This is a genomic window from Domibacillus tundrae, from assembly GCF_000970675.1.
In the GTDB taxonomy this organism is placed as follows: Bacteria; Bacillota; Bacilli; order Bacillales; family Domibacillaceae; genus Domibacillus; species Domibacillus tundrae.
Window position 1 is genome coordinate 1 of record NZ_LAJA01000010.1, and the last position, 12,443, is coordinate 12,443.

Genomic DNA, 12,443 nt, shown 5'->3' on the forward strand with positions numbered 1-12,443 from the left:
ACAATGCGGGCTCGTTTTTTACTTTCATTCCTTTGTATTCATCGAGCTGTGTTTTCTGCCATAGGCAAAATAAATAAGAAGCCCGATTAAAAACCAAATACCGCATGCAATCCAAGTATGGATGGAGAGCTGGCTCATTAAAAACAAGCATAGGAGGAATGAAATAATCGGTAAAACTGGAAAGAACGGTACTTTAAAGCCGCCTGTTGGAATGTTTTTATTCTTTCTGAGGTAAACAATACCGATTGAAACGATTGTAAAAGCAATTAATGTGCCCATGTTCACTAATTCCGCCAATTTAGACAAGGGAGTAAATCCCGCACAAAAAGCGATAAGGATTGAAAAGATCCACGTGTTTTTAACAGGCGTTTTATATTTTTCATTAAGCTCATACATCGCTTTCGGCAGCAGGCCATCGCGGCCAAATGCATAAAGAAGCCGTGTGCCTCCATATAACATGACAAGGATAACTGTCACCATCCCGACAACAGCGCCGAGTGAAATCACACCGGCTGCCCAATCCTGGTTGACAAGCTGCATAGCGAAGCTGACCGGGTTACTTACGTTCAAGCCTGTATAAGGAACAATACCGGTTAACACAAGTGAGACCGCGACGTAAAGCAATGTACAGATTAACAATGAGCCAATAATGCCAATCGGCAAATTGCGCTGCGGATTTTTTACTTCTTCCGCTGCTGATGAAACAGCATCAAATCCAAGGTAAGCAAAGAATACAAGCGCTGCTCCGCTCATCACACCACTTACGCCAAACGGCGCAAACGGCTGCCAGTTTGCAGGCTCCACATAAAAAATTCCGACTCCGATAAATAAAAGAATAACTCCTACTTTAACGAATACCATGATCTTATTAAGATTGGCGGATTCCTGGATCCCGCGTGTTAACAAGAAAGCAATGGCCAGCACAATCGCAACCGCTGGCAAGTTTACATACGTTCCCTCTGCGGGGTTAAAAGGACCCGAGATTGCTTCTGGAATGATGATATTAAATCCTTCTAACAAAGCAGCTAAATAAGAAGACCAGCCAGTTGCGACCGCCGCAACGGCCAAGCCATATTCCAGCACCAGCGCCCAGCCCACTAACCAAGCAACTAACTCCCCAAATACGATATATCCATACGTATAAGCACTGCCTGTTACGGGTACGGATGAAGCGAATTCTGAATAACACATACCCGCGAGCGCACAAACAATCGCAGCGATAACAAATGAAAAAACAATAGCTGGTCCTGAATGAGTCGCAGCTACTGTTCCAGGAAGGATAAATATACCGGTCCCAACAATGGCGCCAACGCCAAGCAGCATTAAATCAAAGGCTCCTAATGTCTGCTTTAGCTGGTTTCGGCCATTGTTGTTCAGTAGTTCTTCGATATTCTTTTTTCTAAACAATACACTTTTCATGATTAGCCCTCATTCTTTTTAAAAACATGTAGAAAATTCTATACGTTTTTTTTTTAAAGGTCAAATACTTTTTGTCGATTTATGACTAATTTTGTCGAATGATGAGATGTTTTTCAAATCACATTGAGAATTAGAGGCAAAAATAGTGTATGCAGATTGGCGCATATTATCCTTGATATGAACGAGCTATTTTCGAAAGCTAATAAGTGTTTAACGATGAGAAATACACTTTTCGATTTTAACTATATTTTCATAAGTACATATTGAAAAACTCCAGAGCTGTCTTCTGGAGTTTTCCCTTCTATCTATTAAAGCGCGTCTTTAATGACTTTCTTAAAGTACAGCACGGAAAGAATACCGAAAATATGTGTACACGAGCATCACAATCAGCATCGGCGCCCAGAGTAGAGCTCGCCGCCGAAGAAAAACTAGCCGGATTTGATAGCGAAATAGCTGTGAAGCAGTCCTGCTACGAGCGAAATGCCGAAGTTAAACAGCTGCTTCAATTGAATGCTTTTCAGCAGATCTCCTTGGGTAAACCCAAGCTTGCGTAAAATGGTGCAGCTGCTTTTTTCTGCTCACTTTCGTCCATCTGTTTAAAGTAAAGAATGCAGCCTGAGGCCTAAAAATCCGACAATAAACATAATCAGCCCCATGTTTTGTTTTTTGCATGCTGCTCATATCCAGCTGAGAAAATTGCTGGCTGCCGGTAAAGGCCGTCTCTTTAAATACGTCGTTCGCTTCTTCTATCTGTGCGTCATCGGTCAGCTCCAGCCCGATGTAGAGGGAAGACTCTTTTTGAATAGCTGGATCTGCATTCTTTTCAACTGGTTAAACACAGAGTCATCTACTTCAATTAACAGCACTTTAAACAATCCATTCACCACACTTTTAATTTCCTTTTTCTTTCATTTGATCGAAAGAAATCCAATTAGGCGACTATGGGTTATGCTTCATTTGTTACTTGAAAGGAACAGCTATCTTTATCGACGCCATTCACTAGAATCGTAAGAGTATGCCCGCCAATGTAGTGGGTCCGGGTTGTCATATTGCGGAAAGACTGAGTGCGGCTGTATGTTTTGGACTGTCCACCTGTTAAGAAAGTGTCCGCAAGCTGAAAAATTTTCCGGCTCGGCCGGCCGCTTTTTTTCATATAATCAATCGCGTATTCGATTCGAGCCTTTGTGTCGACGGAAGCGTATAGTTCCACCGAAAAGTGCAAGGCACCGCCAATTGCGATCGAATTTGTTTCTACAGATAAGCAGCGGACAGACACATTCTTGCTGCTTGGATAGCCGAATAGGTGCAGAATATCGGGGTTTCCCTGTTTCAGAAGCGTGCGGGAGGCATGCCGTAAAATCCAGTCTGTGTGATGGTTGTGGCCATGTCGTTGCCTGATCAGCTCAATCAAGCATTCCGGATGGGTCTTGGATATATCGTTTAAATGATTGGCAACGCTTTTGCGCACATACAAAGAAGGATCTTCCAGCAGTGGCTCCAGCAGTGGAAAAAGGGGGGAGGGATCTTCCTTAAATAATGGAATAGATTGTCCCCAAGGAAGCCGCGGCCGGGCTCCCTCACTGGCCAGGCGCCGAATATGTTCATTGTCGCTTTTTATCCACTGTTTCATTTGTGCAAGCATACGGTCTGGATCCATTAACAGAAAAGGGCGTACGGCAAACTCAGAAGTAGAATGCACTGTAAGTTCAGCTAGTGCACCTATGGATTCTTCCCAATGATTCAGCCCATACTTCTCTACGTAATCGGGAAAAATAATCCCTGTGAGCCCTTGGAAATGAGGAGCCGCTTTTTTTAAAATTGACAGTGCTTCATCGTAAGGCTTATCCATTCCAATGTAAAGCGCGGACGATAGCCGGCGAACACGCTGTTTAAACGCAAGAGCCGCCCAATCGTTTTCATACGTATGATTCAAAAAGCGCTGGCGTTGAAACGAAGTGTCATATTGTTCAAAAATAGCTGCTAATGACTCTACAAATGCCTGATTGAATAAATCCTTTAAGTCTGCCATGTGCTCACCTCTTTTTCATAAGTATACCACATGAAGGGAATGTATGTTTGCGTAAATGAAAAACCGTTCCTCATAAAGGAACGGTCAGGCTGTTGACAAAGTTGGCAGCTTTTTTTGAAAAGTGCCGATAGGTGGAGCCAGCCGGACTTCGCTTTTCACGGGCGTGCGGACGGCGTGCTTCCTCGCCGCTTCGCGTCTGCGGGATCACGCCCTATCCACTGTTCCCGTAGGAGTCTGCGTCCGGCAGGCTTCACCAAGTGGTTTGACAAGCCGCGCGCCCGCCGCCTTTTTGGCTCCCATTTAAAAGTAGCAAACGAAACCTCTCTCCCTTCCGTTCACTGTAGAGAGCAAAGAAATACTTATTTTTCTACACTCTGACACATGATTTCTCATATGCTTCGACTTAAAGTTATATTACTGTGCTTTTGCCGGCACATTTGCTTTTGACCATACGCCGGTAAATTCGTGTTCATTGTAAGCAAAAAAGTTTTTTAGGTTTTCTTCACGATTGTCTAAAAACAGCTGATCCGCTATTTCCGAGACGAGCTTGGGCACGCCATATCGCATGCCTGAGAGAGCCGAAGCGGAAATGCCGCTGTTAATAAGAGCCGAATAATTAAAAGCAAATAAACCGCGGATCTTTTTTTCTCCCTCCTCACTTCTGCCCGTATAAGCAAAACCGGGTGTAAGGTACGGATGTGCATCAAGCAGATGAGACGCTTCTTCTACGGGTGCCTTGTAGCGGTCACTCCAGCGGGCAATATGCTGCTCTACCAGCTTTAATTCCGGCCGCAGAGCAGGATCAGTTACAAGTCCTGTGCTGATAATTAAAAAATCAAACATAAATGTACCTTTTGGTGTTGTCACAATGGCCCCATTTTCAGAAGCTTTCACATCAAGCCATGGAGAAGACAGGTGAAGGTGAAAGCCGGGCCAGGCTGCCGCGCGTTCAAACGTGTCATTGGTTGGCGGCTGATTATGCTTGAAAAAGTGGCGGATCGCCGCATATTTATCCGCATCTGACAAAGACGGGAACCGTTCGATCATGCCGGAGACTTCCATTTGACGAATCGGATTTACGCGTGGCATTTCGTTGCGGCGGATAAAAATATGCGCTTCTGCTACGCCTTCGGACAGGGCAAAATTTGCATTATCAAATGCAGAAGCACCGCCGCCAAGCACCGCTGCTTTTTTTCCTTTTAAGGAGTTAAAATTGATTGTTTCAGATGTGTGGGCGTATATGTGACGCGGCAAGCTGTCAGAAATCATGGGCGGGACATGCCACTCGCCGCCGCCTTGAATGCCGGTCGCTAAAACGACTTTTCGTGCTAAAAGCGTAGGAGAAGGAGCGCCTGAACCTCCAATGTGCAGACGGTAAATTCCGTCGTCGCCGGGTTCCAAAAGATTTAGCTTCACTTCATTAACGACAGGCAGGTTAAGGACATTCCGATACCAGCGTAAATAATTCATCCAGTCGCCTCGTGGAATTTTATCGATGGCTTCCCAGCCTTCAGCTCCATGCTGCGCCTCCCACCATGAGCGGAACGTCAACGAAGGAATCCCCAGGTCAATAGAGGTTAAATGTTTCGGCGTTCGGAGTGTCATCATCCGTGCATACGTGACCCACGGTCCTTCTAACCCTTCACTGTTTTCATCAATGATGAGAATATTTGAAACCCGCTCACGCAATAAACCGAAAGCTGCACCTAATCCGCTTTGACCGCCGCCAACAATGACAACATCGTAAACATGTCCGTCTGGATGACTGACAGGCTGCGACCAGTCAGGTCCTCCGAAGGCAAGGTAAGAAAGATCTGTTTTGATTTGTTTGTTTAAAGTATCTAGGCTCAAGATGTTTCCTTCCTTTCAAAAGGTCTATTTAATGTAAAGCGTCAGTGCTTATTTAGACTATATTTTAATGCGCAGACGAGTATATGTTACTTTTTATGACACTCCAGGTTACTTGATTATACATTATCATGTATGAGAAATAATTGCTTGTATGTTTTATCTGAACTTACTTTTTTTATTTGTTTATAATCACTATTAAATCTTTTTTTTCGTCCATATGTATTTATTGCTAGATAAAAAAAGCTAAACACAATTAAGATGTGTTTAGCTTTTTTAAAATGTAAATTTTGCTCTAGATGATTATAACGAAAAGATTATAACGAAATTTTCACTTCAGCGTTCATTCCTGGGAGGACTTTGGCAGATGGATTTTGAAGAGAGATTTTCACGGGCACTTTTTGTGTTACTTTTGTGTAATTAGCGCTTGCGCTTTGCGGCAGCACAGAAAAAACAGAGTTGGCTGCATAGCCAATTTCTACAATCGTTCCTTTAAAAGTGGTTTCCTTGTCTCCGTCAACTGTAATATCAACGCTATCGCCTTTTTCAACATCCTGCAGGTCTGTTTCTTTAATATTGGCAGTGATATAAAGATGATCCATATCGGCTGTTTGAGCGAGCGCTTCGCCCGCCTGAACGAGTTGGCCATTCATCGCTTCGTTTTTAATAATAGTGCCTTTCATCAATGAAGTAACAGAAAGCGCCTGTTCTGAGTCTGTTACTTTGCCGACTGCTGCATTCTGGGCAATAGTGCTGCCTTCATGTAATGTCCAGTCAGTCAGCTTTCCAGAAGCTGGTGCTGTAATTTGGGCCATGTCAGCCGCCACTTTTGCGTCATCTGTTTTAACGAAATGTTCAGCTTCATAATAGTAATATACGCCTCCAAATACGAGACCGACTAAGACGATCATTCCAATAATATTGAACATGATTAATCGCTTCATTTGTTTTGCTTCTCCCTTTATCGTTTTGATGTTTGTTGATATTACATCCTGGCGCATCTCTTTTTGTACAAGAGACCGTCCTTTTCCAGTTACTGCTTTGCCAACTGACGCCACAGTCATCACGATGCCCAGTAATACCATCATGGAAAATAAATCGTGATAAGCATGGAGAACAGCGGTTTTGCGGGCATTTACAACAATAGAAAGAGCTGTTGAATTTTTTGCTTCTGCCAAAGAAAGACCACTGTGCACAAGGTGCTGGACTGAGGCAGCCATTTCCCGTTGAACTTCTGGGTCCAGTTGATTGACCTGTCCTCTTACATGTTCATAGTGAATAGCATTCATTCGATACAAAAACCAGCCGAGAAGGGGCGCACCAATCGCACCGATAAAGTTCCGGACTGTATGAAGAGCAGCAGAACGCAGCGTTGCTTTATGAATATCACCGGCAAGGGCCGTGCCAAGAGCTCCAGAGATCAAGACCATGCTGACTCCTCCGCCAAGACAAGCCATTTGGATATAAAGAGCATGCAAAGAAACGTCAGCACCAATGGTTTTCCATTCCATACCGACAAAGACCACGAAAAGAGAGCCGATGATCCCTAATATTCCGGGTCCTGTTTTGTCATAAAGCAGCGTAGCAATAATACCCGATCCGACGATTCCAGCGAAGAACCAAAGATAAAAATAAGCAAGGTAAGCAAAGGGAGGATTGATAACATTTACCAAAATTCCATTTGTGCCGGCAATGGCAATAATGAGAACGACGTGCGATGTGACGGCCATTATCATTCCGAAAATCGGCTTAGCTGCCCATAATGAGCGGATCGGTACTAAAGGATGTTCGATTCGATAGTCTGTGTAGATAAAGAATACGAGCAGCATAAAAGCTGCAAGCAGAAAAGGCCAAACATACAGTGAGCCAAAACCTTCCTGCTGCAGATGCGTAAGCGGACTTACCAGCGCGATGACGATAAGGCTCAGCAGCAAAAGGCCTTTGCGATCAATCGGGTATTGATCAAGCTGTTCAGGCTTCTGATTTGGCAAAACGTTATATCCGATCGAAAAACAAAAAAGAGAAGAAAGGATATTTAAGATAAACAGCCAGCGCCAGGAGTCGATGCTTAATGACACTGAACCAGCGAAAGCACCCACTGCACTAGAACCAAATAATCCAGCAATCGCAAAAAATAAAAATAAGTTCCTGACTTTGTTCGGATAAGCCTTTAAGCTGACTGGAAGAATGGTTAAAAACAAAATTCCTGCACTGAAGCCTTGAATGATTCGTCCAAAAGTAAGGGACAGGATATTCCAGGAAAAAAGGTCAATGACGGACCCGGCCAGAAAAATAAGAATAAACGTTAAATAAGTTTTCCGAATGCCATATTTTCCTGAAAGAACTCTGCCCAGCGGGACACCGAGAGCAAAAGCTAAATTTGATGTAACAGAAGGCAAAAGCAAATCATGAGTGCTAAGCTGGAGACCATTTTGAATAATAACTTGATTCAGGATGTAAGAAAGATTGAGAAAATATTGAGGCCCAAAAGAAAACAACGTTAACAGGGAGATGACAAGGTATTTAGGGACCCTTCCTTTTTTTGCGGGAACTGTTATTCCATCAAGCGGCTGACTCATCTGGATTCCTCCTTTCATTTTAGAAAAATTGCACCTTAAGTATTCGAGGTGGAGTGTATAAAAAATAAAGCAAAACCCACAACTTGTATTATGCAACTTGTATTATACAAGTTAGATCGAATAAATCAAGAAAATTTTTTTGTATGAACATTAAAAAGCGGGTATAAGAGAATGGAAAAGAAAAAACCCGAAAAATGTGAACCTGTTTCTCCGGGTTTGCTTTCAAATAACCTTTTTGTTGTGCTGTAACGGGCGTTACGTTCTCCACGCTTTGAAATCCTGATTCAGGCGTGTTAAATTTTCCGCCAGTGTCAGCCGCTCTTCTTCTGACCAATTATGAAGGATTTCATTGTACACGTTATATCGGGCTTGTTGTACTTTTTGGAGAATACTTTGTCCTTCAGGCGATATTTCAATTAGGCTGATCCGTCCATTTTGAGGATCCGGAAACCGTTCAATCAATTTTTTTGTTTCCAGTACGGCGACCTGCCTGCTTGCAGTGGAAAGATTAAGTTTTAATTTTTCAGCGAGGATATTGATGGCTAATGGTCCATGCTTCTCCATTTCGCTCAATAATAAATATTCAGAACGGTCCATTCTTCCGAGCTGTGGGCTGTGGGTTGTCGTTAAACGGACCAGCAGCGCAATTTCATATTCGATAGAACGCAGCGGGTTGCTCATTTTTTAGTCTCCCTTTTAAAGTCCATATACAAGACATTATTTCTTGTATTATTATGTTTTAGACAGGCTCTGGTCAATGGTTAATGGTGATTAAATATCTGCTTTGAAAAGGAAGTTTAAACATGAACGAACATGAATACGATCAATTTTTATCGATTAAAACAGTGGGCGACCAGCAAGGGTTTCCGCAGCTCGCCCATTATCACCGCTATGAGCCCACCCCTTATGCAGGACTTGACAAGCTGTTTGCGCGCTGTGAGTTGGATGCAGGGGATGGGTTCGTCGATGTCGGCTGTGGAAAAGGGCGCGTGGCTTTTTATGTGCACAACCGCTTTCAAACATCGGTCATAGGTATTGAGATGAATCCGGCTTTTTATGAAGAGTGTCTTCAAAACAAAATAGGGTATATGAAAAAAAGAAAGCGCCAGCGGGGGTTTATTGATTTTCAATGTATGACGGCGCAGAATTATGAAGTAAAGGCGGAGGACACTGTTTTTTACTTTTTTAATCCGTTTTCGGTTCAAATTTTCATGAAGGTGATGCAGCGGATTTTAGCTTCAGTTGAGCAGCTTCCACGGAAAGTAACGATTATTTTGTATTACCCTTCTGACGAATACGTTTATTTTTTGCAAAACCAAACGGTATTTGATTGGGTAGATGAAGTGCGGCTGGACGGCTTGTATGAAAAAAATGATAACGAGCGATTTGTCCTTTTTCAAAACGAAGAGTAGAGGAGTGTTTTAACATGAGAGAATGTAAACTGGATCATTCTTATGCGGATGTGGTGAATAAGCTTGAAAGCCAGAAGTCGTTTCTTCCGGAAGATCTGTATGGATGGGTGCAGCACTATTTGAAGGAAGAACGGACACAGGACTTGTTAAATGAACTTTTTCATTTATTGAAAAAATACGATCTTGTTTCTGAAGAAGAACAGGAAGTCCGGAATAACCGTCTGACAATGATTGTGAATAATTAACGCATCAAACGATAAGCCGCCGGCACATTTCAATACTTGTGCCGGCGGCTTATTTGCGTTATTTTTAAAGATAGAACATTTTTAATTTATGTAATGAAAAGAGGATATAGATAAATGAATAAAGAATCCATTTACGGATTGACGTTTGAGCAGCTGGAGGCATGGCTTCTGCCATATGGATATAAAAAGTTTTGGGCGCAGCGAGTGTGGGATTGGCTGTACCGGAAGCGGGTAACAGAATTTGATGCGATGACAGATGTAAAGCCTGAATGTATCGAGCTGTTAAAAGAGCGTTTTGTTCTTCATACGCTAACCGAACATGTGAAGCAGGAATCAAATGATGGAACAATTAAATTTTTGTTTAAATTAACGGATGGCAATTTGATTGAGACGGTCATGATGCGGCACAAGTTCGGTTTGTCGGTTTGTGTTACGACACAAGTCGGCTGCAACATCGGCTGCAGCTTTTGTGCAAGCGGCCTGTTAAAGAAAACACGAGACCTGTCAAGCGGTGAAATCGTCGAGCAAATTATGAACGTGCAGCACGCGCTTGATGAAGCAGGCAACGGAGAAAAAGTAAGCCATATTGTCGTAATGGGTATCGGTGAACCGTTCGATAATTTCGAAAACATGATGAACTTCCTGAAAGTCGTCATTGATCAAAAAGGGCTGGAAATCGCAGCGCGGCATATTACGGTGTCAACGAGCGGCTTAGCAGACAAAATTTATGAATTTACCGATACAAAAATCCCGGTCAACTTAGCGATTTCCTTACACGCGCCAAATAATAAGCTTCGGACACAGATTATGAAAATCAATCGGGCGATTCCGCTCGAAAAGCTTATGGACGCAGTTGATTATTATTTGGAAAATACGAATCGCCGTATTACATTTGAATATATTTTATTAAAAGATGTGAATGATCGGGTGGAAGACGCATTAGAACTCGCAGAATTAATCGGACATAAAAAGCAGTACGTCAATTTGATTCCATATAACCCGGTTGATGAGCATGGCCAATATCAAAGAAGCACGCCGGAAGCGATCATGGCGTTTTATGATACGCTGAAGAAAAAAGGCTTGAATTGTGTTGTACGCCAAGAGCACGGCACCGACATTGATGCAGCCTGCGGTCAATTAAGAAGCAAACAAATTCAAAAAGCACAGTAAAAGAAACGAAAAACGGGTATAGGAATAAGATAAAGCAGAAAGATGAATAGGGGGCGCTGAAGATGGATTTTCTTCTCGTTGGATTCCTTTTATGGGGGCTGTTGATTGCCGCTGTCATTCTGCTCATTTTAGGCTTATGGAAAAACTCGTGGCAGGCACTCCTTTGGAGCGGAATCGCTTCTTTGCCGCCGATGCTGCTTATTGCATCAGGGGAAGATGGATTTATATTCAAGCTGGCGCTGCTTATACCGATTGCGGTCATTGCTGGTGCTTTGTATATGAAAAAAAGAATGACGTATTTTATGTAAAAAAAGCTGAACCTTTTTATTGGGTTCAGCTTTTTTTATTAAGTGCGTGTCCGCCGGCGGTGGCGCCACATCATGTATTGATAGCGAATAAAGCAGCCGATGCAAAAGCCCATCAATGCGACAGCTGCGGCAGCAATAACCATAATGCCAAACGCATAGCCGGCTGCTGTCCATCCCGCGTAAAAAGAAAGAAGGGAAAGAGCAAGGCAGATTGTCGCAATCCATTGATTAAAAATCTGCTGTTCTTTGTCTTCTTGAATATATTGATTGGCTGGCTTTTTTAAAAACCGGCGGCTGAATAAGATAATTGGATTTTTCTTTGTTACGAGTGTGTAAACACCAATTAAAAATGGCAGAAACAGAATCGCCGAATGAATGATTAATCCTGCTAAAACAGACAGTACCATAAACATCTGATTCGTTTGAACAAGTGGTTTTGGAATACCCATACGCGTTCCCCTTTCTTTACTCATATTATACATGGTTATTTAATCGGTATAAAGAGTTTTGCTTATTTGCTCCAAATGTTAGTCATTTACGGCTGAATCACACTTGAAAATAAAAGATAACTTTTCTAAACTATTGGAGAAAATAAAAGAAAATGTGGTAAAGTGAAAGCCTATACAAATAAATGATAAGCGAGGACTTTTTAGATGAAAACTCAACACGAAGGCCAGGCAGCACTGCCGCCAAAAACATGTACAATTGAGCGGCTTGTAACGATGAAAGAAGATGTGCAAAAGGTATTAAACGGAGGAAAAACAGCGACACGCCGTAACGGACGCTACGCGGATATCGGTGAAGTAATGACCCTTGAAGGGCATGATTTCGTGGTTGAAAATGTTTATTCCCAATCACTTGGCGAATTAACTGACGATCATGCGAAACAAGAAGGATTTGCGACGGTTGAAGATTACAAAAATGCGATTTTGTCCTATCATCCGGGCATGCCCTGGTTGCCGCATATGCGTGTATGGGTGCATGAGTTCCGCGCTGTGTAATGTATGAACTGATTTTGTATTTACATATTTTCAGTGCGATTCTTTCGATCGGTCCTTTTTTTGTGCTTATGCCGATGACGAAAAAAATACAGACAGCAAATCTTGATGTGCTGTCCGCTTATTTGGACGTGTTCCGGTCTGCCGTCCGCCTTGTAAAACATTCTGGGCATGTTCTAGTGACCACAGGTGTCCTGCTCATTTGGCAAAGCGCCTGGACGTGGGGGACATCGTGGATTGTCATGACGATTGCAGTCATGGTCGGTTCGATTGTCTTTCTTGCACGGGCATTTACACCGGTCATCCGTCAGTTTTATGCGGGTGAACGGACACAAAATGACTTGGCTGCCAAGCTGCACCGGGCGGTCTGGGTGTATATTAGCATCCTGGCACTTATGTTATGGTTTATGACGACAAAACCGGTCTTTTGGTAAA

At 42.9% G+C, this 12,443-nt stretch carries 12 protein-coding genes and 2 pseudogenes; 6 read left to right on the forward strand and 8 right to left on the reverse strand.

Annotation, left to right across the window (positions count from 1 at the left end; genetic code table 11):
* Positions 1–24: 24 nt before the first annotated feature.
* From bcaP to VQ00_RS10210, 7 genes and pseudogenes are all read right to left on the reverse strand, one after another.
* Positions 25–1,419 (reverse strand): branched-chain amino acid transporter BcaP, encoded by a 1,395-nt coding sequence (bcaP, locus tag VQ00_RS10185; RefSeq protein ID WP_046180031.1) that lies wholly within the window; start codon positions 1,417–1,419, stop codon positions 25–27.
* Between the two features lie 308 nt (positions 1,420–1,727).
* Positions 1,728–2,270, reverse strand: a pseudogene (locus VQ00_RS19155) (bacitracin ABC transporter permease); the annotation flags it as partial.
* 95 nt (positions 2,271–2,365) lie between these two features.
* On the reverse strand, positions 2,366–3,448 hold the full coding sequence (locus tag VQ00_RS10195; protein ID WP_046180033.1) for a DNA alkylation repair protein: 1,083 nt from the start codon (positions 3,446–3,448) through the stop codon (positions 2,366–2,368).
* 414 nt (positions 3,449–3,862) lie between these two features.
* Entirely contained in the window at positions 3,863–5,299 is a 1,437-nt protein-coding gene (locus VQ00_RS10200; RefSeq protein ID WP_046180034.1) for a flavin-containing monooxygenase, read from the reverse strand.
* Between the two features lie 314 nt (positions 5,300–5,613).
* Positions 5,614–6,240 carry an HlyD family secretion protein gene (locus tag VQ00_RS18130; RefSeq protein WP_082091537.1) on the reverse strand — a complete coding sequence of 209 codons (627 nt, stop codon included), beginning with the start codon at positions 6,238–6,240 and terminating at the stop codon, positions 5,614–5,616.
* A 384-nt stretch (positions 6,241–6,624) separates the two neighbouring features.
* Positions 6,625–7,893 (reverse strand): annotated as a pseudogene (locus tag VQ00_RS10205) (MFS transporter); the annotation flags it as partial.
* A gap of 237 nt (positions 7,894–8,130) precedes the next feature.
* Positions 8,131–8,556, reverse strand: coding sequence for a MarR family winged helix-turn-helix transcriptional regulator (locus VQ00_RS10210; RefSeq protein WP_046180035.1), 426 nt, complete (start codon positions 8,554–8,556; stop codon positions 8,131–8,133).
* Between the two features lie 122 nt (positions 8,557–8,678).
* Between VQ00_RS10210 and VQ00_RS10215 the strand changes: the two genes are divergently transcribed.
* The 4 genes from VQ00_RS10215 (at position 8,679) to VQ00_RS10230 (ending at position 11,010) form a co-directional block, all read left to right on the forward strand.
* The gene (locus tag VQ00_RS10215; RefSeq protein WP_046180036.1) at positions 8,679–9,287 is read left to right on the forward strand and encodes a class I SAM-dependent methyltransferase; all 609 of its coding nucleotides are present in this window, start codon (positions 8,679–8,681) and stop codon (positions 9,285–9,287) included.
* A 14-nt stretch (positions 9,288–9,301) separates the two neighbouring features.
* Entirely contained in the window at positions 9,302–9,532 is a 231-nt protein-coding gene (locus VQ00_RS10220) for a hypothetical protein (RefSeq protein WP_046180037.1), read from the forward strand.
* A gap of 114 nt (positions 9,533–9,646) precedes the next feature.
* Entirely contained in the window at positions 9,647–10,702 is a 1,056-nt protein-coding gene (rlmN, locus tag VQ00_RS10225; protein WP_046180038.1) for a dual-specificity RNA methyltransferase RlmN, read from the forward strand.
* A gap of 62 nt (positions 10,703–10,764) precedes the next feature.
* On the forward strand, positions 10,765–11,010 hold the full coding sequence (locus tag VQ00_RS10230) for a hypothetical protein (RefSeq protein ID WP_046180039.1): 246 nt from the start codon (positions 10,765–10,767) through the stop codon (positions 11,008–11,010).
* 38 nt (positions 11,011–11,048) lie between these two features.
* On the opposite strand, the gene VQ00_RS10235 is transcribed toward VQ00_RS10230, so the two are convergent.
* Positions 11,049–11,459 (reverse strand): DUF4395 domain-containing protein, encoded by a 411-nt coding sequence (locus VQ00_RS10235; protein ID WP_046180040.1) that lies wholly within the window; start codon positions 11,457–11,459, stop codon positions 11,049–11,051.
* A 204-nt stretch (positions 11,460–11,663) separates the two neighbouring features.
* On the opposite strand from VQ00_RS10235, the gene VQ00_RS10240 reads away from it, so the two are divergent.
* Together VQ00_RS10240 and VQ00_RS10245 are read left to right on the forward strand one after the other, a co-directional pair.
* A complete protein-coding gene (locus VQ00_RS10240; RefSeq protein ID WP_046180041.1) occupies positions 11,664–12,011 on the forward strand; it encodes an ASCH domain-containing protein in 348 nt (115 codons plus the stop codon).
* Positions 12,011–12,442 (forward strand): hypothetical protein, encoded by a 432-nt coding sequence (locus tag VQ00_RS10245; protein ID WP_046180042.1) that lies wholly within the window; start codon positions 12,011–12,013, stop codon positions 12,440–12,442. Before VQ00_RS10240 ends, VQ00_RS10245 begins: the two co-directional genes overlap by 1 nt.
* The last annotated feature ends 1 nt before the right edge of the window (position 12,443 follow it).

What these genes read in the sequence shown, in the direction of transcription:
- bcaP (WP_046180031.1), bottom strand. Translation starts at nt 1,419, where the DNA reads ATGAAAAGTGTATTGTTTAGAAAAAAGAATATCGAAGAACTACTGAAC.
- VQ00_RS10195 (WP_046180033.1), bottom strand. Translation starts at nt 3,448, where the DNA reads ATGGCAGACTTAAAGGATTTATTCAATCAGGCATTTGTAGAGTCATTA.
- VQ00_RS18130 (WP_082091537.1), bottom strand. Translation starts at nt 6,240, where the DNA reads ATGAAGCGATTAATCATGTTCAATATTATTGGAATGATCGTCTTAGTC.
- VQ00_RS10210 (WP_046180035.1), bottom strand. Translation starts at nt 8,556, where the DNA reads ATGAGCAACCCGCTGCGTTCTATCGAATATGAAATTGCGCTGCTGGTC.
- VQ00_RS10215 (WP_046180036.1), top strand. Translation starts at nt 8,679, where the DNA reads ATGAACGAACATGAATACGATCAATTTTTATCGATTAAAACAGTGGGC.
- VQ00_RS10220 (WP_046180037.1), top strand. Translation starts at nt 9,302, where the DNA reads ATGAGAGAATGTAAACTGGATCATTCTTATGCGGATGTGGTGAATAAG.
- rlmN (WP_046180038.1), top strand. Translation starts at nt 9,647, where the DNA reads ATGAATAAAGAATCCATTTACGGATTGACGTTTGAGCAGCTGGAGGCA.
- VQ00_RS10230 (WP_046180039.1), top strand. Translation starts at nt 10,765, where the DNA reads ATGGATTTTCTTCTCGTTGGATTCCTTTTATGGGGGCTGTTGATTGCC.
- VQ00_RS10235 (WP_046180040.1), bottom strand. Translation starts at nt 11,459, where the DNA reads ATGGGTATTCCAAAACCACTTGTTCAAACGAATCAGATGTTTATGGTA.
- VQ00_RS10240 (WP_046180041.1), top strand. Translation starts at nt 11,664, where the DNA reads ATGAAAACTCAACACGAAGGCCAGGCAGCACTGCCGCCAAAAACATGT.
- VQ00_RS10245 (WP_046180042.1), top strand. Translation starts at nt 12,011, where the DNA reads ATGTATGAACTGATTTTGTATTTACATATTTTCAGTGCGATTCTTTCG.